Origin of the sequence: Janthinobacterium sp. SUN137 (assembly GCF_030587265.1) — a bacterium.
In the GTDB taxonomy this organism is placed as follows: domain Bacteria; phylum Pseudomonadota; class Gammaproteobacteria; order Burkholderiales; family Burkholderiaceae_D; genus Janthinobacterium; species Janthinobacterium kumbetense.
On sequence record NZ_JAPWHZ010000002.1, the window covers coordinates 1,159,763 to 1,178,541 of the forward strand.

Consider the following 18,779-nt stretch of genomic DNA (forward strand, 5'->3'; position numbering starts at 1 on the left):
AACTTGGGCCTTTGCCACCCTTTTGCCCCGCACAGCGGCCATTTATGACGCGACAACAACACCGTCAGCCGACGATCAGGCGATCACGTAGCGGTTCTTGCCCTGCCGCTTGGCCAGGTACAGCGCCTCGTCGGCCAGCCGGTAGCTGTGGCCCAGCTCCTTGCCCCGGTCCAGCTCGGCCACGCCCACGCTGATCGACACAAACTGTGCCGCATGGAAAGCCTGACTGACGGCCTCGACCAAGGCGCCGGCAAAGGCGCGCGCAGCGTCGCGGTCGCCCGCGTAGACGATGCCGAACTCCTCGCCGCCCAGGCGCCCGCACAGATGGCCTTGCGCCTTGTCGGCGATGATGGCGGCCGTGCGCACCAGCACCTCGTCGCCCGCATCGTGGCCCTGCTGGTCATTGATGATCTTGAAATCGTCGATATCGATCATCAGGAAGTACAGCATGCCGCCGTGCGGCGCGCCATGCATCTGCTGGGCGCGCTGCGTGAACATGCGGCGGTTATTGAGGCCCGTCAAGCCGTCCTGGAAGGCCAGCCGCGTCAATTCCACCTTGGAGTGATAGTTGCGCAAGCGCAATAAACTAAAGCTGACATTCAGCGCCAGCCCGAACAGCACGCTGACGGCGATCATCAGCGGCGCCCAGGATTCGTCGGGCAAGCCCGCGTTCACCGGGTACAGGCCGTGCCCCACGTTCCACCACACGCCGGCCACGACGGCAAGGTAACTGAGGCCGCCATTGAAGATGGAGGCGATGGCCAGGGTCATGAAGACGCCCACGGGCAAGACCCAGAAGCTGGCGTGATGGACGGCGTCGGCCATGGTGCGCAAGCCGAAGGTCAGGGTCAGCACGGCGCAGGCGCCCGTAATGGTCAGCACGGGCAAGGTGGTGCAGCGGTAGCGCACGATCAGGCTCGTCAACATGCCCAGCAGCGCCAGCACGGCATGCGAGAAATTAGGATGGTAGGGATCGGGCATCAGCAGCCAGGTCAGGCTGTAGGCGATGATGCCCAGCAGCTGCGTCACCATGCCGACCCGGTGCAATTCCGCGAAATACGTGTGCTGCTGCTCGCTGTTGCCGCCAAAAGCGAGGGGGACGGCAATGCGCCGCAGGGTACTCATGGAAGGAAGGCGCATCACGAAGGCTGGATTTTCTCTGGTAAAGGTAAAACGCCAGCGGTCACGTCACGGTGAAACTCTGCGTCTGCGCCACATCGCGCCTGCCTGCGGCTGATATATTAATACAAACAGAATACCCGCTCCCTGGCGCCTCCGCAAGACTCATGTGCATGCCGTCAGGCAATGACATAGCGGTTCTTGCCCTGGTGCTTGGCCTGGTACAGCGAGGCATCGGCCAGGCGGTAGCTGTGCGCCAGCTCCGTGTCGCAGGCCAGCTCGGCAATGCCCACGCTGATCGACACGGCCTGCCCCGGATTGAAGGCCAGGTAGACGGCATCGACGAGGCTGGCGGCGAACTGGCAGACGGCGCGCCGGTCCCCCGCGTAGACGATGCCGAACTCCTCGCCGCCCAGGCGTCCGCACAGGTGGCCGCCGCAGGCATCGGCGATGATGCCCGCCGTCTTGACCAGCACCACGTCACCCGCGTCATGGCCCAGGGTATCGTTGATTTTCTTGAAATTATCGATATCGATCATCAGGAAGTACATCGGTTGCGGTCGCTGCTGCAATTGCTGCGTCAATTCCGTAAAGCGACGGCGGTTATTCAAGCCCGTCAAGCCATCCTGGTAGGCCAGGCGGGTCAGCGCCTCCCTGGCGCGGAAGTCGCGCAGGCGCAACAGATTAAAGCTGATGCTGAGGACCAGGCCGAACAGCATGCTGTAGACGATCAGCAAGTTCGCCCAGGCAGCATGCGCCATGGCGGGATCGATCGGGAAATGGCCGTAACCCAGTATCAGCCAGACTGCCGCGGCAACGATGAGATACACCACGCAGCCATTGAAGATGGGCGCCGCCAGCAGCACCATGAACACGCCCACGGGCTGCATCCAGAATTCGGCCTGCCCCGCCGCCTCCGCCAGCAGGCGGAAGCAAAAGGCAATGGCGCACATGCCCACGGCGCCCCCCAGTTTCAGCACCCAGATAGCGCGCGCGGCCACATTGATGCCGATCGCCAGCACGATGCCGGCCAGCGCATACAGCAGCGCGCCCCTGTCGAGCGTATTGACATGCGGAATAAAAGCCCACACGAACAAGATACTGGCCAGGCCAAAGGACTCGCTGACGACGGCCATGCGGCGCAATTCGGGAAAATACTTCTCGGCATGCGCCCGTCCTCCGCCGAAAAGCAGGTGGTGCAGGGTTTGCCTGCGAGTGTCGTTCAAGTACATGGCGGCTTTCCAGGCGTGGTGTCAGGCATGAGCGAACGCAAAAGGTTGCTTTTAGGATACGCCGCGCCTGCCCTGCCCGCAAGCGCGCGCGCCTGCCGTGTCGCGCCGCGCGCACTCGCCTGCATTTTGTTAGCGATTTGCACTGGCTTTGCAGTATGCTGACAAATAGTAATATTATTAGACCGTCGTACCATCGAGCCGCAGAGCCATACACAGATGAACGAGAGCTGAACAATGCCAGAAACTAGCGACTTATCTGTCCTGATCGTCGACCCGAACCCCAGCATGCGGGGCAATCTGCACAATATGCTGAACCAGGCGGCCATCACCAAGGTCGAATATGCCGTCAATTCCGGCACGGCCATCCGCTTGCTGACGAAGAAACCGTTCGACATCATCCTGTGCGAATACGATCTTGGTAGTGGCACGGATGGCCAGGATGGCCAGCAATTGCTGGAAGACTTGCGCCACCACAAGCTGATCGGCCTGTGGACGATCTTCATCATGCTGACTTCCGAAGCCATCCACAGCAAGGTGATCAGCGCGGCCGAACTGACCCCGTCCGACTACATATTAAAGCCGTTCACCGTCGACGTGCTGAGCGGACGCATCGCGCGCGCCATCGAGCGGCGCGCCATGTTCCTGCCCACGTACCAGCTGATCGACAAGGGCGACTTGCGCGAAGCCGTAAAAAGCTGCCGCGCGGCCGAGCTGCAGCATCCACGCCTGGCGGCCGATTTCACCCGCCTGCGCGCCGAGCTGCACCTCACCCTGGGCGAATGGAAGGAAGCGGAACAGCTGTACGCCGACATGCTGGCCACGCGCCCCATGGCCTGGGCCCACCTGGGACTGGCGCGCACCCTGTTCGAGCAGCAGCGCCACGAAGAGGCGCAGGATGCGCTGCTGGAACTGGTGGAAATCTATCCCCGCTTCATGGCCGCCTACGACTTGCTGGCGAAGAACCACGAAGCCATGGGCCAGCAGCTGCAGGCCAAGAAAATCCTCGAAGACGCGGTGGCCATCTCGCCGCACATGGTGCGCCGCCTGCGCCACCTGGGCGGCATCGCGTATGACACGGGCGACATCGGCGCGGCCGAACGGGCGTATAAGCAGGTCGTGACGAAAGCGAAGTACTCCGAATTCCGCGATCCGGAAGACCACGTCAACCTGGTGAAAACGCTGGTAAAGAAAGGCGATGCGCCGCAGGCGAGCGGCGTGCTGCGCGACATGGAGCGCTCGCTGCGCGGCGGCGCCAACGTGGAAGCGTGCCGCGCCATCTCGGCCGCCATGCTGCATGAATTGTCGGGCAACGACATCGCCGCCGCCAGCGAACTGCAACTGGCCGCCGCCGCCCTGGACACGGCGCGGGGCCTGTCGACGCAGCTGAAGGTGGGCCTCGTGCAAAGCTGCCTGAAGAACAACCTGGAACAGGCGGCGTCCGACGTCATGATGAAACTCGTCAACGAAGCGGACAGCGAGGTGACGATGGAAGCGGCCGTGGACGTGTTTGAAAAGGCGGGCCGCCATGATCTGGCGCAAGGCATGGGCCAGCAGATCACGAACCAGGTGCAGGAACTGATGCAGGATGCGGCCAGCAAGTCGGAAAGCGGAGAGCTCAAGGGCGCCGTCTTCGTGCTGCGCCAGGCCCTGCGCAAGACACCGGGCAACCTGCCCGTGCTGTTCGCCTCCGTCGACGCCATCTTGCGCCAGCTCAATATGCTGGGCTGGGAAGCCCCGCTGGCCGAACAGGCGCAGCACCAGATGCAGGTGATCCGCAAGATCGACCCCAAGCATCCGAAGCTGGAATCGCTCAAGCAGCAGTATGCGGCCACGCAGCACAAATATGGTATTGCGACCTGATCTGAGGGACGCACTGCAAACCTTCTGCGCAGCCCACTCTCGGGTTGGCGTTGCTCACCGTACTAAAGTACGGCTGCGCTACTCAACCCGACATTGGGCTTGCTCGCGACGGTTTCCAGAGGCGTCGTGACGTGCGTTGGCGTCAAAAACGCGCAGGTCGGATTAGCGAGCCGCGCGCTTCTTCGCGGGCATGTCCGGCGGCTTGTATCAAGGCTCTCCCCTGAGCGTGTAGACCGGCTTCTCGGATTCGCCCTTTTCCGCCATCGCAAGCACGCGCTGCAGTTCCTTGCGCTCGCTGCCCTCCTTGGCCGATGACGCCAGGTTGCGCAGGATGGCGACATGCGCCGCCTGCAGCGCCTGCGCCGCAGGCACGGCGATGTCCGGTTTCACGCCGACGTGCTCCCAGTTGGTTTTGGTGACGACATTGGTCGTGCGCGCGGTCGGGATCGAGACGATGATGTCCTGCCCCAGGTTGTACCAGCTCACGGGATTGGAGCCGCCGCCGGTGGTTTCCCCGACCACCGTGCCGCGCTTTTGCGCCTGGATGCCATAGGAGAAGTCCTCTCCGGCGGAAAACGTGCGGGCCGAGGTCAGCACGTACACGGGCTTGTCGTAACGCTGTGCGACCGTCTTCACGGTCCAGAACTGCCGCGTCAGACCTGTCGGGCGATCGTACATGTCGATCAGGTGACGCTCGTCGCCGAGCGGGAAGAAATGACTCATCAGGTAAGCCACGCTGGCCGGGCTGCCGCCGCCATTGCGGCGCAGGTCGAGGATCAGCGCATCCGTCCCCGCCATGAGCGACATCGCCGCCGTGTACGCCGCGCTGACGTATTCCGGGCCGCCGAAGCCGCGCAGCTCGATATAGCCGACGTTGCCGGGAAGGCGTTCGATCTTCTCGATGTCATAGCCGCGCCGCGCGGTCTGGTCGCGCCACTCGTCCGTCTTGGCGCGGCTAGGCAGCTCGGGGTTGGCGCTGCGCTCGCGAAGGCCTTCGTACACCGCAGTGCCGAAATGCAAGTCGCCGCTCAATTCCCGCAAGTCCTTCGCCAGCGCCGTACTGAACGCCTGGGTGTTGGTGGCGCTCGCATAGCCTCCTTCGGCATTTTTCCTGGCGATCGCAGTGCCGACCCGTTCGGCCACGGCCGGCTCGATGTAATTCGCGTTCATTTTCGCAACCAGTGTCTGCACGATCGCAGCGCGGCCGGACGCGTTCAACGCGGTGTCCGCCGCCGCAAAAGCCTGAAACGACACCAGCGTACCCAATACGACAGCTGCGACAAATTTCTTGCTACCTGACATACATTCCTCCAAGTTGGACTGCGAAGCGATTGATCGTTATGTGAAAAATACGCGTGATGCCCCCCGGGCGCGTCATCGAAGCGGCGCCTGGGCAGGCAAGCCTGCATCATTCGGGTTGATCGTCCAGGTGTGGCCGTGCCTGCGCCGGAGCGGTATCGAGCTGCGGCCCGCCGTCGCGCAGGCGCTGCAAGTTGGCGTCGCGGATGCGCGCGCCGAAGGAACGTGTCTCGAGTACGGCGATCGCCTGTCCGAGGCAGGCGGACAAGGGAAACGCCAGTTCCGCATCGAGGCTGTCGGCCGCCGATTTGGTCGCCTGCCAGCACACGCGCAGGCGCGGCAGCAGCGTTTCGCCAGCGGCGCTGAGGCGCACCACGCGCTGCCTGCCGTCTGCGCCGCCGGCGGCCACCGTCAACAGGCCTTTTTTCACCATCAGGGCCACCGTCTGCGTCGCGGCCGGCTGCGTGAGGCCGGCCAGGGCCGCCAGCTCGCCGATGGTCGCGCTAGCCTGCTCGGCCAGCACCCGCATCACCGGCGTATAGCGCGGCCGGTAGTCCAGCCCCGCGTCCACGTAGGCTTGCTCGACCGCGCCGTCCAGCAGTTCGATGAGATGTCGTAATTGTGTGCCGAGTCCAGGTTTCATGGAACCATGGTAGCACCATTTACATAAGAGCTTATATAAATATTTTACATATTTGAAAACGCTAGCGGCAGCCGCCGCCGGAGGCTGCCGCGTGGAACCCAGGAAGGTGAGAGACGAGATGAGGTGGAAAACGGATGGATGGCGTCTGGGGCCAACGGGGCATCCCCGCCCTGACGGATGGCTTAGGATGCCCTGCCCGACCGGGCTGGCATCAGCAGCGCGCCAGCTACTGCGCGCTACAAGTCATCGCCTGCATTTACGCCAGGTTATAGACTGTTTCCAGGACCGCGATTGTCAGCGCGGCAATTTGTACCGTATCAGCAGCGTAGGTCCCTTGCCGCCGGATGGCGTCAGCAGTATCTCGTCACCGGGCAGCATCTCTTCATACATCACCGTGCAACAGGTCGGCATCGAGTGGCCGCGCGCCGGATAGATGCCGACGTCGGTGTGCAGGGTTGCAGCGCGCACGTCCACGCTGGTCTTGCCGGCCTTTCCCTCTTCTTCCAGCAGTTTGCGCAATGCGGTGACGAAATCCCCTTTGCTGAGCCTGGCAGGCGTCTGGCTGGCTTGCGGGCGCGCGGTTGCGTCGTTTTTCATGGCAGTTTCTTTCAGTGTATACATTCCCGCCACTATATCATCCGCCCCCTGGCGGCATCACGCCAACATAGACGCCAGCCCTGGCCGCTTAAGCTCTGCTGATGGTGCGCTCCGGCGGAACTCGCAGGCAGGTGACTCTTATTTCTTTCCGAGGCAGGTGCAACAGGCCGGCTTAGCTAAAGTCCAACATGATTAAAATAGTACTCGATGGAGTGTCGTAGAACATCAAAAGTTTATCTGCTCCATGGTCCCGATAGCGATATCCAACCAATATCCCAATTAATCGATATCGCTGCCCCTGTTCGTTTAGCGGATGAGTGAAGTTGACGCCATTAACCGTCTCGTCCTCGCGCATCATCCGAGATGGCCTGAATCCCCATTTAGCCACCTCATCAGGCAAGGAGAGATCGTTGGTCCAGTTGCCGGCCAGGGCATTTCCTCCAAAAGCGGTGCCCCAACCAAAGCTGTCAGATTGCCTATTCATGAGACCCTGCTCATGCCATGCGCGCCTACGCTCGGCATAGCTTTTGTTGGCCTCCCCGTACCAAAAATCAGCCTCCACATCATGCTCCCGATTAATCGCAAAATAGCGCCAATCCCCGGCGAATCGATACTTTGATCCTATCCGAACGAACTTAATCCATGCTTCGCCACAGTGAGGACCGTAGTAATCCGTGCTGCCTTCGCCCAAAGCACCATCATACGGCTCTATGGGCAAGACGAAGTGGAACTGCCCCGTCCACGTAGGGTCGACCTGTGCTGCGGGTATGGTTAGAATAGGATGGAACACTTTCAGATGGAGCCCGACGTCTTCCATAAAGACGTCGTCTGGATCAGGATAGGGCACGAATCCGGGAGGGACTACTAAATTTTGAGCCATTGATGATGCAACCTTATGTAAATAGTGACTTACATAAGCCAGACGTTTCTCGGAGATGGAAACCGCATTTATTTTGCATCATTATGCAAAAATATTTTTTTGGATTGCAACGGGTTCACACGACACCGCAGAATTGCTCATCAACATCGCCGAAAGCCGGCCAACCGCATCCCGGTCGCGCAGATCGGATTAACAGGGCCGCCGAAGCACGCAAGCGCGTCATCCGAATACCAGCGGCCAACAGACTCTTCTCGGATTACGGTCCTATCGGGCCGACTCCGCCTTGCGCGCCACCCTTGCCACCACCAGCTCGATCAGCTCCGCGATCAAGGGCCGGAACGTAGCCGCATTGCCGCCCTGCCCCAACATGACGGTGCGCGTGGTCAGGTGCGAAAAGACGGCGTCGAACAGGATCTGCGGCAGGTTGGAAAACGAGGTATCGGCCGCGATGCGGCCCTGGGCGCGCTGCTGTTCCAGCAGGCGCAAGATCAGCGCATGCCACACTTGCGGACCGTGTTCGTACCAGGTCAGGCCCACGGCCGGCACGGCGGCCGCGCCCGTGACGACGAGGCGGTAGAAATCCACGTGGCGGGGGCTGGTGACGACGGCCACCAGTTCATCGAGGATCAGCTGCAAGCCCTGTTCCAGGCCCGCTTGCGAGGTATCGAGTCGGCGCAGGTCGATGATGAAATCGGCGCACAGGTATTCGACCACCGCCACCAGCAATTCCTGCTTGCTGCCGAAGTAGCGGTAGGCCGTGGCCTTCGAGCCGCCCGCCTCGGCCACGATGGCGTCCATGCTGACGCCGTCGTAGCCGGAGGCGAGGAAGAGGTCCGCCGCCGCCACCAGCAGCTTGCGCCGCCGCTCCTCGCTTCGGGTACTCGGGGAAGCTGGAACGGTGCGCAACTGGGGCATGAAGCAAACTCTTACTGTGTCTTGGGAAGCGCGTATGCTATCACGTAATCTCCCCGGTCCGGGCTCTGGCGGGCGCCGCCCGCCACCACCACGACGTACTGGCGGCCCGACTTGGGCGACACATAGGTCATCGGCGTGCCTTGCGAACCGACGGGCATGCGCGCCTTCCACACTTCGCGTCCCGTGGCGATGTCCATGGCGCGCAGATAGTAATCCTGCGTGCCCGCATAAAACACGAGGCCCGACGCCGTGCTCACGCCGCCGCCCAGGGTGGGCATGCCCAGCGGGATGGGCAGCCGCGCGCGCACGCCGTTGATGACGGCGTCCTGCACCGTGCCGGCCGGACGTTCCCACACTTTCGTGCGCGTCTTCAAATCGATGGCGGCAAACACGCCCCACGGCGGGCTTTGGCAAGGTATGCCCAGCGGCGAATTGAAGGCTTTGTGGTCGATGACGAAGGGCGTGCCATCCATCGGATAGGTGCTGCCCACGCCGTGGCCCGACGTCAGCTTGGCCACGTCCACCGTTTCGCGCGGCACCAGCTTGACCACTTGCGGCATGCGGATATCGTTGACGAACATATAGCCATTGCTTTCATCGACGGCCGCGCCGCCCCAATTGAAGCCGCCGTAGTAGCCCGGATAAATCAAGGTCTCTTGCGTGCTTGGCGCCGTGAACTCCCCTTTGTAATTGAGCTTGCGGAAGCTGATGCGGCAGGCCAGCTGGTCGAAGAAGGTGGCACCCCACATGTCGCGCTCCGTGAGGGTTTCCGCGCCGAGGGCCGGCATGCCGGTGGAGTATGGCTGCGTCTTTGCCACCCAGTCGCCGGCCGCGTGCTCCTGCGGCACGGCTTTTTCGATGACTTCGGCAATCGGCTTGCCCGTGCGGCGGTCCAGCATGAAGATCTGGCCACGCTTGGTCAGCTGCACCAGTGCGGGAATCTTGCCGCCCTTGCCGTCCGGGACGTCGTACAGGGCCGGCTGCGCCGCCACGTCGTAATCCCAGATGTCGTGGTGGACGGTTTGATACGTCCAGCGTTCGCGGCCCGTGGCCATGTCGAGGGCGACGATGGCCGACGCGTATTTTTCCGTCAGCGGCGGGCGCTTGCCGCCCCAGAAGTCCGGCTGCTCGTTCCCCGTCGGCAGGTAGACGAGGCCCAATTCGTCGTCGAAGGCCGGGGTCGACCACATGTTCGGCGTGCTGCGCGTGTAGGTCTGTCCTTCCGGCGGCAGCTTGGTGATGGCCGGATTGCCCAGGTCCCAGGCCCACACCAGTTCCCCCGTGTCGGCGCTGTACGCGCGCACGACGCCCGACGGTTCATCGGTGGAGCGGCCGTCGAAGACCCAGCCGCCGAGGATGATCAGATTGCGCGCCACCGTGGGCGCGGACGTGTAGGCGTAGTACGGCACGTTCATTTTCACCTTGCCCAGGCCGACGGTGAGATCGACGGAACCCTTGTCGCCGAAGCCCTCGCACTGCTTGCCCGTCTGCGCGTCGATCTCGATCAGGCGCGCATCCATGGTCACTTGCACGATACGCCTGGCGCACGCGCCCGCCGCCGGCGCGCCGGCCGCCTGCATGCCCTCGACACGGAACGGCTTTGTCACTTTGGCCGGCTCGTAGTAGCCGACGCCGCGGCAGCGGTTCCACGTCTTCGTGTTGGCCGGCTTCGGATCGAAGGTCCAGCGCTCCTTGCCCGTGTCCGCGTCCAGCGCAATGACCTTGCTGGTCGGCGTGCACGTATAGATGGTGTCGCCGATCTGCAGCGGCGTGTTTTGCGACTCGGACGCGCCCTCGGCCAGCTCGCCCGTGCGGTAACTCCACGCCACTTGCAGCTGGCCGACATTCTGCTGGTCGATCTGCGTGTACGGCGCGAAGCGCGTGCCTTTCGGCCCATGGCCATAATGCGCCCATTTGGCGCTGCCGTCATTGACGGGCGTCACGGTATCGTGCTGCGGCTGCGCGGTGGCCTCCAGCACGCCGTGCGGCTGGAACATGGAGGTAAAGCCGGCCACCAGCACGACGGCAAACAGGGCCACGAAGCCGCGCGACTGGCCACCATGGCCACGGCCTGCCAGCCACGGATGCAGCAAGGCGGCCACGAGGCCGATGACGAGGAATGGCGCCAGGCGCGGCACCATGGGCCAGAAGGCGAAGCCGATTTCCCACACGGCCCACAGCAAGGTAGCCAGCACCAGCGCGGCGACAACGCCACTGGCCAGCGGCTTGCGGCGCCCATACAGCACGCCTGCCAATATTAAACCGAGACCGGCCAGCAGGTAATACCAGGAACCGCCGAGGCTAATCAGTTCGATGCCGCCCGCCGCCAGGGCCAGGCCGGAAAGTCCGAGAAAAACGCCAAAAACCGCCAGGGCAATGCGCTTGCCCCTGGAGACCGCCGGGATCGCCGCCGCTCCATTCTTTGTTGAAGTGTCCATTTTTTATCCATGACGCCTCCCCTGCCCAGGCCAACATGCGGGGATGGCTGATTTTTTAAATCTACGTAGTGAAACTGTACTGTACGGTTTCATTTTATGCCGATTTTTGACGCAAGGAAAGAAAAATTGATGTGGGAGCTTGATTCTTGGCGGGGATGGGAGGTGGTGCTGCCGCTTTTGACGTTTAAACAAATGCCGTTGGAACGCCCGAAAAACGCCCAGGGCTAGGCGCCCCGCCGAAGACAGTACGAATAGTACGGCGAGGCGGAGCAACAACGCCCTGGGCGTTTTCTCGGGTGTTACAAAGAGGCCATGTCGATGACGAAGCGGTATCGTACATCGCTCTTGACGACGCGCTCGAACGCCTCATTGATATCCTGGATGCGGATAATCTCGATGTCGGAGACGATATTGTGCTTGCCGCAGAAATCCAGCATTTCCTGGGTTTCCTTGATCGAGCCGATCATGGAACCGGACAGGCTGCGGCGCGCGCCCACCAGGCCGAAGGCGCTGATCGGCGGCACGGCGCCGTCGGGAATGCCGACGATGACCATGCTGCCATCGACCTTCAGCAGGTTGATGTACTGGTTCCAGTCGATCGACGCGCCCACCGTGCAGATGATCAGGTCGAAGGTGCCGGCCAGTTTGCTGAACGTTTCCGCGTCGTTGGTGGCGTAGTAGTGATCGGCGCCCAGGCGCAGGCCGTCTTCGCGCTTCGACAGGGTCTGGCTCAGCACCGTCACTTCGGCGCCCATGGCGTGGGCGATCTTGACGCCCATGTGGCCCAGGCCGCCCATGCCCAGGATGGCGACCTGCTTGCCAGGACCGGCCTTCCAGTGGTTCAGCGGCGAGTACAGGGTGATGCCGGCGCACAGCAGCGGCGCGGCCGCGTCCAGCGGCAGGTTGTCGGGAATCGACAGCACATAGCCTTCCTTGACGACGATGCTGTCCGAGTAGCCGCCCTGCGTGGCCGTCTTGCCGTCCGCTTCGACGCCGTTGTAGGTCTGGATCAGGCCGGGCATATACTGTTCCAGGTCCACGTTGCGGGTCTTGCAAGTGGTGCAGGAGTCGACGAAGCAGCCCACGCCCACGTGGTCGCCCACCTTGAACTTGCTGACGTTGGCGCCGACGGCCGTGACGACGCCGGCGATTTCATGGCCGGGCACCATCGGGAAGGCGGCGCCGCCCCATTCATCGCGCGCCTGGTGGATGTCGGAATGGCACACGCCGCAGTATTTGATCGAGATGGCCACGTCGTCTTCGCGCGGGGCGCGGCGCTCGAACGTGAACGGTTGCAGTGCGGAGGTCGGGCCCAGTGCGGCGTAGCCTTTGGCGATGGTGGTCATGAAAACTCCTGTATCTATATGTGTGTAACGAGGGGGGACGCGTGCCATGCATGCGATTGCACAAGTGTGCCCGAGAAGCTGCCCCGCCGTTACCGCGATCCTGCAAGACCTTTGCACGATCCTCCAAATCTGCGTAAGATCAACCCCTGCCCTCCCTCGCCTGACGCATACTGCCACCCATGCCTACCTTAATCCTGCCCCAAGATGAAATCGCCGCCCTGATCAGCCGCCACGCGCCGCGCACGGGCGACTACGCGACGGCCATCGGCAACCTCACCTTCCACCGCCAGTCGTCCGTCACGGAGTCGCTGTTCCATGCGGCGCGCCCCAGCGTGGCCATCATCGCGCAAGGAGCGAAGGACGTCACCCTGGGCACGGAAACCTTCCATTACAGCCGCATGCAATATCTGCTGACGTCCGTCGACCTGCCGGTGCAGGTGCGCGTGGTGGAAGCAAGCGTGGACAAGCCGCACCTGTGCGTGGTGCTGGGCATCGACATCGCCGACGTGGCCGCGCTGCTCGATAGCGAAAGCGGCGGCGACAGCGCCGCGCAGCAGAAAATCCTGCCCGCCGCGCGCGGCATTTCCGTCAGCGACGTGTCGCCCGAGCTGCTCGACGCCATGCTGCGCCTCGTGCGCCTGCTCGACAAGCCGGGGGAGATCGCCGCGCTGGCGCCCCTGATCCGCCGCGAGCTGACCTACCGCCTGCTCAATGGCCCCGTGGGCGCGCGTTTGCGCCACATGGCGCTGGCCAGCAGCCAGTCGCACCAGGTGGGGCAAGCCATCGACTGGATCAAGCACCATTACGCGCAGCCGCTGCGCATCGAGCACCTGGCCGGCATGGCGAACATGAGCATGTCGTCGCTGCACCACCACTTCAAGGCGATTACCGCCATGACGCCGATGCAGTACCAGAAGCTGCTGCGGCTGCAGGAAGCGCGGCGATTGATGCTGGTCGAGCAGATCGACGCGGGCACGGCCGGCTACCGGGTCGGCTACGCCAGCGAATCGCAGTTCAGCCGCGAATACAGCCGCCAGTTCGGCCGCGCGCCCATGCGCGACGTGGGCCAGGTGCGCGCGCAGCTCAGCGGCGCCGGTGCCGCCAGTGCCAGTGCTGACCTGGCCTATTCCGTCTTGCCGTAGCCGCCGCCGCCCGGCGTTTCGATGACGAACACGTCGCCCGCCCGCATGGCCGTCTTGCCGATATGCGCCAGGTGCTCCACCGTGCCATCGGCCCGCTCCACGTAATTGCGCCCCAGCGCGCCCGCCTCGCCACCCGCCATGCCGAACGGCGGAATAATCCGGTTGTTCGACAGGATCGCCGCCGTCATCGCTTCCAGGAAGCGCACCCGGCGCACGCCGCCATTGCCGCCGTGCCAGCGCCCCGCCCCGCCCGATCCGGCGCGGATGCTGTAGCTGTCCAGGCGCACGGGGAAGCGCCACTCGAGGATTTCCGGGTCCGTCAGGCGCGAATTGGTCATGTTCGTCTGCACCACGTCCGTGCCGTCGAAGCCGGGGCCGGCGCCCGAGCCGCCCGATATCGTCTCGTAATACTGGTATTTCTCGCTGCCGAACGTGAAATTGTTCATCGTCCCCTGCGAGGCGGCCATGGCCCCCAGCGCGCCATACAGGGCATTCGTGATGCAGGTCGAGGTTTCCACGTTGCCCGAAACGACGGAAGCCGGATACCGCGGGTTGAGCATGGAGCCGGGCGGGATGATCACGGTCAAGGGTTTCAGACAGCCGGCATTCAGGGGAATCTCGTCGTCGACGAGGGTACGGAACACGTACAGCACGGCCGCCATGCAGACGGCGGACGGCGCATTGAAGTTGTTCGGCAGCTGGCTTGAGGTGCCCGTGAAATCGATGACGGCGCTGCGCCGCGCCACGTCGACCTTGATCGCCACCTGGATGCGCGCGCCGTTGTCCAGGTCCAGCGCATAGCTGCCATCCTTCAGGGTCGTGATGACCCGGCGCACGGCTTCCTCGGCATTGTCCTGCACGTGGCCCATGTAGGCTTGCACGACAGGCAAGCCGAAATGCGCGACCATGTTATGCAGTTCTTCGGCCCCCTTCTGGTTGGCCGCCACCTGGGCGCGCAGGTCGGCCAGGTTTTGCCGCGGATTGCGGGCCGGCCAGCTGGCGCCCGCCAGCAGGGACAGTGTTTCCGCCTCGCGCATCACGCCCGTGGCGCCGTCGACCAGCTTGAAATTGTCGATCAACACGCCCTCCTCCTCGATGCGCGTGGAGTCCGGCGGCATGGATCCGGGCGTGGTGCCGCCGATGTCCGCATGGTGGCCGCGCGAGCCCACGTAGAACAGGATGGCACCGCCCTTTTCATCGAAGACGGGCGAAATCACCGTCACATCGGGCAGATGCGTGCCGCCGTGGTACGGGTCGTTCAGCATGAAGACGTCGCCCGGCCGCATGGCGCCCGCATTGCGCGTCATGACGGTGCGGATGCTCTCGCCCATGGAACCGAGGTGCACGGGCATGTGCGGCGCATTGGCGATCAAGTGGCCTTGCGCATCGAAGATGGCGCAGCTGAAATCGAGCCGCTCCTTGATGTTGACGGAATGGGCCGTATTTTGCAGGCGCAGGCCCATCTGCTCGGCGATCGACATGAACAGGTTGTTGAAAATTTCCAGCATCACGGGGTCGGCATCAGTCCCGATGGCGCGCCGCTCCGGCAAGGCGGCGACCCTGCGCAAGATCAAATGGCCGTGCGCCGTCACTTGCGCGCGCCAGCCCGGTTCGATCACGGTGGTGGCGTTGGCGTCGCTGACGATGGCCGGGCCGTCGATGGCATCACCGGGGCGCAGGCTGTCCGCCGCATACAGGCCGCTGTCGCGCCATGCACCGGCGCAGTAGATCTGCACCGTCTGCACGGGCGCCAGCGCGCCAGCGCGGGCCGCATACGCCGGCGTGGCCGGCTGCGGCGCATCGGATGCGCCGAGGGCTTCCACGGAGATGGCTTCCACGATCAAGGCACGCGCCGGCATCAGGAAGGAAAAGCGTTTTTTGTACGCCGCTTCGAACTGCGCCTGCATGCTGGCCACCGTATCGAACAGCACGACGAGGGCCGAATCCGTGCCTTCGTAGCGCAGGTGCACGCGGTGCACGAGCGCGATGCGCTCGCCTGCCACGCCCTGGCGCAGCAAGTCGCCCCGCGCCTGCTCTCCCAGTGCGGCGAAATCGCGCGCCAGGTCGGCCCCCAGTGTCGCTTCGATGGCCCGCTCGCACATGGCGCTCTGGTCGGCCAGGCCCATGCCGTAGGCCGACATCACGCCGGCCAGACTGTGGATGAACACCGTGCGCATGCCCAGCGCGTCGGCCACCAGGCAGGCATGCTGGCCGCCCGCGCCGCCAAAGCTGGTGAGCGTATATTCCGTGACGTCGTGGCCCCGCTGCACGGAAATCTGCTTGATGGCGTTGGCCATATTGCCCACGGCGATGGCGACATAGCCTTCGGCCACTTCTTCCGGCGTGGCATTGACCGTGCGCGCCAGCGCTTCGAACTGGGCGCGCACCGTGGCCGCGTCCAGCGCTTCATCGGCGTCGGGGCCGAAGACGCGGGGGAAGAACGCGGGCTGCAGCTTGCCCAGCATGACGTTGCAGTCGGTGACGGCCAGCGGGCCGCCGCGCCGGTAGCTGGCGGGGCCCGGGTTGGCGCCCGCGCTGTCCGGCCCCACCTTGTAGCGGGCGCCGTCGAAATGCAGCAGGGAGCCGCCGCCTGCGGCCACCGTGTGGATGCTCATCATGGGCGCGCGCATGCGCACGCCGGCGATCTGCGTCTCGAACACGCGTTCGAACTCGCCCGCGTAATGCGACACGTCCGTCGAAGTGCCGCCCATGTCGAAGCCGATGACCTTGTCGAAACCGGCCAGCGCGCTGGCGCGCACCATGCCGACGATGCCGCCGGCGGGGCCGGACAAGATGCTGTCCTTGCCCTGGAAGGCGCGCGCATCCGTCAAGCCGCCGTTCGACTGCATGAATTGCAGGTGCACGCCGGGCAGCTCCATCGCCAGCTGGTCGACATAGCGGCGCAGGATCGGCGACAGATAGGCGTCGACCACGGTGGTGTCGCCGCGCGCCACCAGTTTCATCATGGGGCTGACCTCATGCGACACGGACACCTGCGCAAAGCCGGCTTCGCGCGCCAGCTGCGCCACCCGCGCCTCGTGCGCGTGATGGCGGTAGCCGTGCATCAGCACGATGGCGATGGCGCGCACGCCGCGCGCATGGGCTTGCGCCAGCGCGGCCTGCGCGGCCGCCTCGTCGAGCGGCGTGACGACGTCGCCGTGGGCGCCCACCCTTTCGTCGATCTCGATCACGTCACCATACAGCAGTTCGGGCAGGATGATCTTGCGCGCGAACAATTGCGGACGGTTCTGGTAGGCGATGCGCAAGGCGTCGCGAAAACCCCGCGTGATGGCCAGCACGGTGGGCTCGCCCTTGCGTTCGAGCAGCGCATTGGTGGCGACCGTCGTGCCCATCTTGATGGCGCCCACCTGCTCCACGGGCAGCGGCGCACCGGGCGCAAGGCCCATCAGCCGGCGCATGCCGGCCAGCGCCGCGTCGCGGTACTGGCCCGGATTTTCCGACAGCAGCTTGCAGGTGGCCAGGCTGCCATCGGGACGGCGCGCCACGATGTCCGTAAAGGTGCCGCCACGGTCGATCCAGAATTGCCAGTCCATCGCCTTGCCCCCGCGCTTATGTGAGATGGCTATTGTAGCCGTCAAACAGGCGCGCATTTCAGGCGTGCGCGCCTTGCCTTTCGCCCGCATCGGCCTTATGTTGAAGACATGCTGACTAACGGAACACGCTCCATGCCCCTGATCGACTCTGCAACACCGCTGTACTCCATCGCCGAACTGCGCGCCATCGAACAGGCGGCCATGCGCGACTTGCCGCAAGGGCTGCTGATGCAGCGCGCGGGCCAGGCGGCCGCCAGTGCCGCCCTGAAGCTGCTGCACGCCCAGGAAGAAGGCAGCGATGCGGGCCACCGGCGCGTACTGGTGCTGGCCGGCCCCGGCGACAACGGCGGCGACGCGCTGGAAGCGGCCGCGCACCTGGCCGGCAGCGGCACCGAGGTGCTCGTCTGGCTGGCGCCCGCGGCGCAAGCCACGTCGCCCGAACGCGAACAGGCGCTGAGCCGCGCGCGCAACAGCGCCGCGCGCTGCATGGATGCGGCAACCAGCACGGCGTCGGCCGCCGTGGGTGCCGCGCCCTGGCACCTCGTCATCGATGGCCTGTTCGGCATCGGCGCGTCGCGTCCCCTGGACGGCGAATGCCGCGACGTGGTCCAGCTGGTGAACCAGCTGGACTGCCCCGTGCTGGCGCTCGACGTGCCCAGCGGCCTGCACGCGGACACGGGCGCCATCGACGGCGTCGCCATCCGCGCCACGCATACGCTCACCTTCATCGGCGACAAGCCTGGCCTGCACACGGCAAATGGCCGCGACCATGCGGGCGAAGTGGAAGTGGCCGCGCTGGCCATCGATCCCGCCCTGCTGCTGCCGGCGAAGGCGCAGCTGGGCGGCCTGCACCTGTTCGCCCGCCAGCTGCAGCCGCGCCGGCAAAACACGCACAAGGGCAGCTACGGCAGCGTGGCCATCATCGGCGGCGCGCAAGGCATGGCCGGCGCGCCCATCCTGGCGGCCCGCACGGCCCTGCATGCGGGCGCGGGAAGAGTGTATATCGCGTTTCCCGACGCACCGCCCGCCTTCGACAGCGGCCAGCCGGAACTCATGTGCCGGCACGCCCGGGACGTGGATTTCTCCGGCCTGCACTTCGCGGCGCTGGTGGCGGGCCCCGGCCTCGGCGACAAGGCCGGCACGGTGGAGCTGCTGCTGCGGGCGTTCGACAGCGACAGCCCCCTGCTGCTGGACGCCGATGCGCTGAACCTGATGGCGGCCGAACCGGAACTGCAATCGGCGCTGGCCGTGCGCACGGGTGCGGGGGCGACGATATTGACCCCGCATCCGCTGGAAGCGGCGCGCCTGCTCGACATGACGGTGACCGAAGTGCAAGCCGACCGCCTGGGCGCGGCGCGCCAGCTGGCCACCCAGCTGGGCGTCATCGTCGTCTTGAAAGGGTCGGGCACGGTGATCGCCGCGCCCGACGGCCAGGTCATCGTCAACAACACGGGCGGCCCCGCGCTGGCGACGGCCGGCACGGGCGACGTCCTGGCGGGCCTGTGCGGCAGCCTGCTGGCGCAAGGCTGGCCGGAATGGGAAGCGGCGCTGGGCGCCGTGTGGCTGCACGGCGCGGCGGCCGATGCGCTGGTGGCGGCAGGCAGCGGCCCCATCGGGTTGACGGCGGGGGAATTGATACCGGCCATCCGCCGGTTGATCAATGCCTTGTCGGTGTAATAACGACGTATTACAAGGAATGTCACGACATCTGACAGCAAGTAGGTCGGATTAGCGCGTCAGCGCGTAATCCGACA

General features: G+C 64.6%; 13 protein-coding genes. 3 read left to right on the forward strand and 10 right to left on the reverse strand.

Annotation, left to right across the window (positions count from 1 at the left end; translation table 11 throughout):
• Positions 1-75 precede the first annotated feature (75 nt).
• Together O3298_RS13390 and O3298_RS13395 are read right to left on the reverse strand one after the other, a co-directional pair.
• Positions 76-1,140: a GGDEF domain-containing protein gene (locus O3298_RS13390; protein ID WP_289909757.1), complete on the reverse strand. Its 1,065-nt coding sequence runs from the start codon at positions 1,138-1,140 to the stop codon at positions 76-78.
• A gap of 158 nt (positions 1,141-1,298) precedes the next feature.
• Positions 1,299-2,351 (reverse strand): diguanylate cyclase, encoded by a 1,053-nt coding sequence (locus O3298_RS13395; RefSeq protein WP_305059639.1) that lies wholly within the window; start codon positions 2,349-2,351, stop codon positions 1,299-1,301.
• Positions 2,352-2,585: 234 nt separating this feature from the next.
• On the opposite strand from O3298_RS13395, the gene O3298_RS13400 reads away from it, so the two are divergent.
• On the forward strand, positions 2,586-4,211 hold the full coding sequence (locus tag O3298_RS13400) for a response regulator (protein WP_099664131.1): 1,626 nt from the start codon (positions 2,586-2,588) through the stop codon (positions 4,209-4,211).
• Positions 4,212-4,418: 207 nt separating this feature from the next.
• Here O3298_RS13400 and O3298_RS13405 read toward each other — a convergent pair whose 3' ends face one another.
• From O3298_RS13405 to O3298_RS13435, 7 genes are all read right to left on the reverse strand, one after another.
• Positions 4,419-5,513, reverse strand: coding sequence for a S41 family peptidase (locus O3298_RS13405; RefSeq protein WP_305059640.1), 1,095 nt, complete (start codon positions 5,511-5,513; stop codon positions 4,419-4,421).
• A 106-nt stretch (positions 5,514-5,619) separates the two neighbouring features.
• Complete coding sequence (locus O3298_RS13410) at positions 5,620-6,153, reverse strand: MarR family winged helix-turn-helix transcriptional regulator (protein WP_305059641.1); 534 nt, start codon at positions 6,151-6,153, stop codon at positions 5,620-5,622.
• A gap of 294 nt (positions 6,154-6,447) precedes the next feature.
• Positions 6,448-6,750 (reverse strand): HNH endonuclease, encoded by a 303-nt coding sequence (locus tag O3298_RS13415; protein WP_305059642.1) that lies wholly within the window; start codon positions 6,748-6,750, stop codon positions 6,448-6,450.
• 172 nt (positions 6,751-6,922) lie between these two features.
• Positions 6,923-7,567 carry a hypothetical protein gene (locus O3298_RS13420; RefSeq protein ID WP_305059643.1) on the reverse strand — a complete coding sequence of 215 codons (645 nt, stop codon included), beginning with the start codon at positions 7,565-7,567 and terminating at the stop codon, positions 6,923-6,925.
• Between the two features lie 327 nt (positions 7,568-7,894).
• Positions 7,895-8,545: a TetR/AcrR family transcriptional regulator gene (locus O3298_RS13425; protein WP_305059644.1), complete on the reverse strand. Its 651-nt coding sequence runs from the start codon at positions 8,543-8,545 to the stop codon at positions 7,895-7,897.
• An 11-nt stretch (positions 8,546-8,556) separates the two neighbouring features.
• Positions 8,557-10,983 carry a membrane-bound PQQ-dependent dehydrogenase, glucose/quinate/shikimate family gene (locus O3298_RS13430; protein WP_305059645.1) on the reverse strand — a complete coding sequence of 809 codons (2,427 nt, stop codon included), beginning with the start codon at positions 10,981-10,983 and terminating at the stop codon, positions 8,557-8,559.
• A 299-nt stretch (positions 10,984-11,282) separates the two neighbouring features.
• Positions 11,283-12,329 (reverse strand): NAD(P)-dependent alcohol dehydrogenase, encoded by a 1,047-nt coding sequence (locus O3298_RS13435; RefSeq protein ID WP_289905130.1) that lies wholly within the window; start codon positions 12,327-12,329, stop codon positions 11,283-11,285.
• Between the two features lie 179 nt (positions 12,330-12,508).
• On the opposite strand from O3298_RS13435, the gene O3298_RS13440 reads away from it, so the two are divergent.
• Positions 12,509-13,471, forward strand: coding sequence for an AraC family transcriptional regulator (locus O3298_RS13440; protein ID WP_305059646.1), 963 nt, complete (start codon positions 12,509-12,511; stop codon positions 13,469-13,471).
• Here O3298_RS13440 and O3298_RS13445 read toward each other — a convergent pair.
• A complete protein-coding gene (locus tag O3298_RS13445) occupies positions 13,453-17,025 on the reverse strand; it encodes a hydantoinase B/oxoprolinase family protein (protein ID WP_305059647.1) in 3,573 nt (1,190 codons plus the stop codon). The genes O3298_RS13440 and O3298_RS13445 overlap by 19 nt on opposite strands.
• 132 nt (positions 17,026-17,157) lie before the next feature.
• Between O3298_RS13445 and O3298_RS13450 the strand changes: the two genes are divergently transcribed.
• On the forward strand, positions 17,158-18,702 hold the full coding sequence (locus O3298_RS13450; protein ID WP_305059648.1) for an NAD(P)H-hydrate dehydratase: 1,545 nt from the start codon (positions 17,158-17,160) through the stop codon (positions 18,700-18,702).
• The last annotated feature ends 77 nt before the right edge of the window (positions 18,703-18,779 follow it).

Excerpts from the sequence above, each read along its gene's own strand:
- O3298_RS13390 (WP_289909757.1), bottom strand. The coding sequence starts at position 1,140 with ATGCGCCTTCCTTCCATGAGTACCCTGCGGCGCATTGCCGTCCCCCTC.
- O3298_RS13395 (WP_305059639.1), bottom strand. The coding sequence starts at position 2,351 with ATGTACTTGAACGACACTCGCAGGCAAACCCTGCACCACCTGCTTTTC.
- O3298_RS13400 (WP_099664131.1), top strand. The coding sequence starts at position 2,586 with ATGCCAGAAACTAGCGACTTATCTGTCCTGATCGTCGACCCGAACCCC.
- O3298_RS13405 (WP_305059640.1), bottom strand. The coding sequence starts at position 5,513 with ATGTCAGGTAGCAAGAAATTTGTCGCAGCTGTCGTATTGGGTACGCTG.
- O3298_RS13410 (WP_305059641.1), bottom strand. The coding sequence starts at position 6,153 with ATGAAACCTGGACTCGGCACACAATTACGACATCTCATCGAACTGCTG.
- O3298_RS13415 (WP_305059642.1), bottom strand. The coding sequence starts at position 6,750 with ATGAAAAACGACGCAACCGCGCGCCCGCAAGCCAGCCAGACGCCTGCC.
- O3298_RS13420 (WP_305059643.1), bottom strand. The coding sequence starts at position 7,567 with ATGGAAGACGTCGGGCTCCATCTGAAAGTGTTCCATCCTATTCTAACC.
- O3298_RS13425 (WP_305059644.1), bottom strand. The coding sequence starts at position 8,545 with ATGCCCCAGTTGCGCACCGTTCCAGCTTCCCCGAGTACCCGAAGCGAG.
- O3298_RS13430 (WP_305059645.1), bottom strand. The coding sequence starts at position 10,983 with ATGGACACTTCAACAAAGAATGGAGCGGCGGCGATCCCGGCGGTCTCC.
- O3298_RS13435 (WP_289905130.1), bottom strand. The coding sequence starts at position 12,329 with ATGACCACCATCGCCAAAGGCTACGCCGCACTGGGCCCGACCTCCGCA.
- O3298_RS13440 (WP_305059646.1), top strand. The coding sequence starts at position 12,509 with ATGCCTACCTTAATCCTGCCCCAAGATGAAATCGCCGCCCTGATCAGC.
- O3298_RS13445 (WP_305059647.1), bottom strand. The coding sequence starts at position 17,025 with ATGGACTGGCAATTCTGGATCGACCGTGGCGGCACCTTTACGGACATC.
- O3298_RS13450 (WP_305059648.1), top strand. The coding sequence starts at position 17,158 with ATGCCCCTGATCGACTCTGCAACACCGCTGTACTCCATCGCCGAACTG.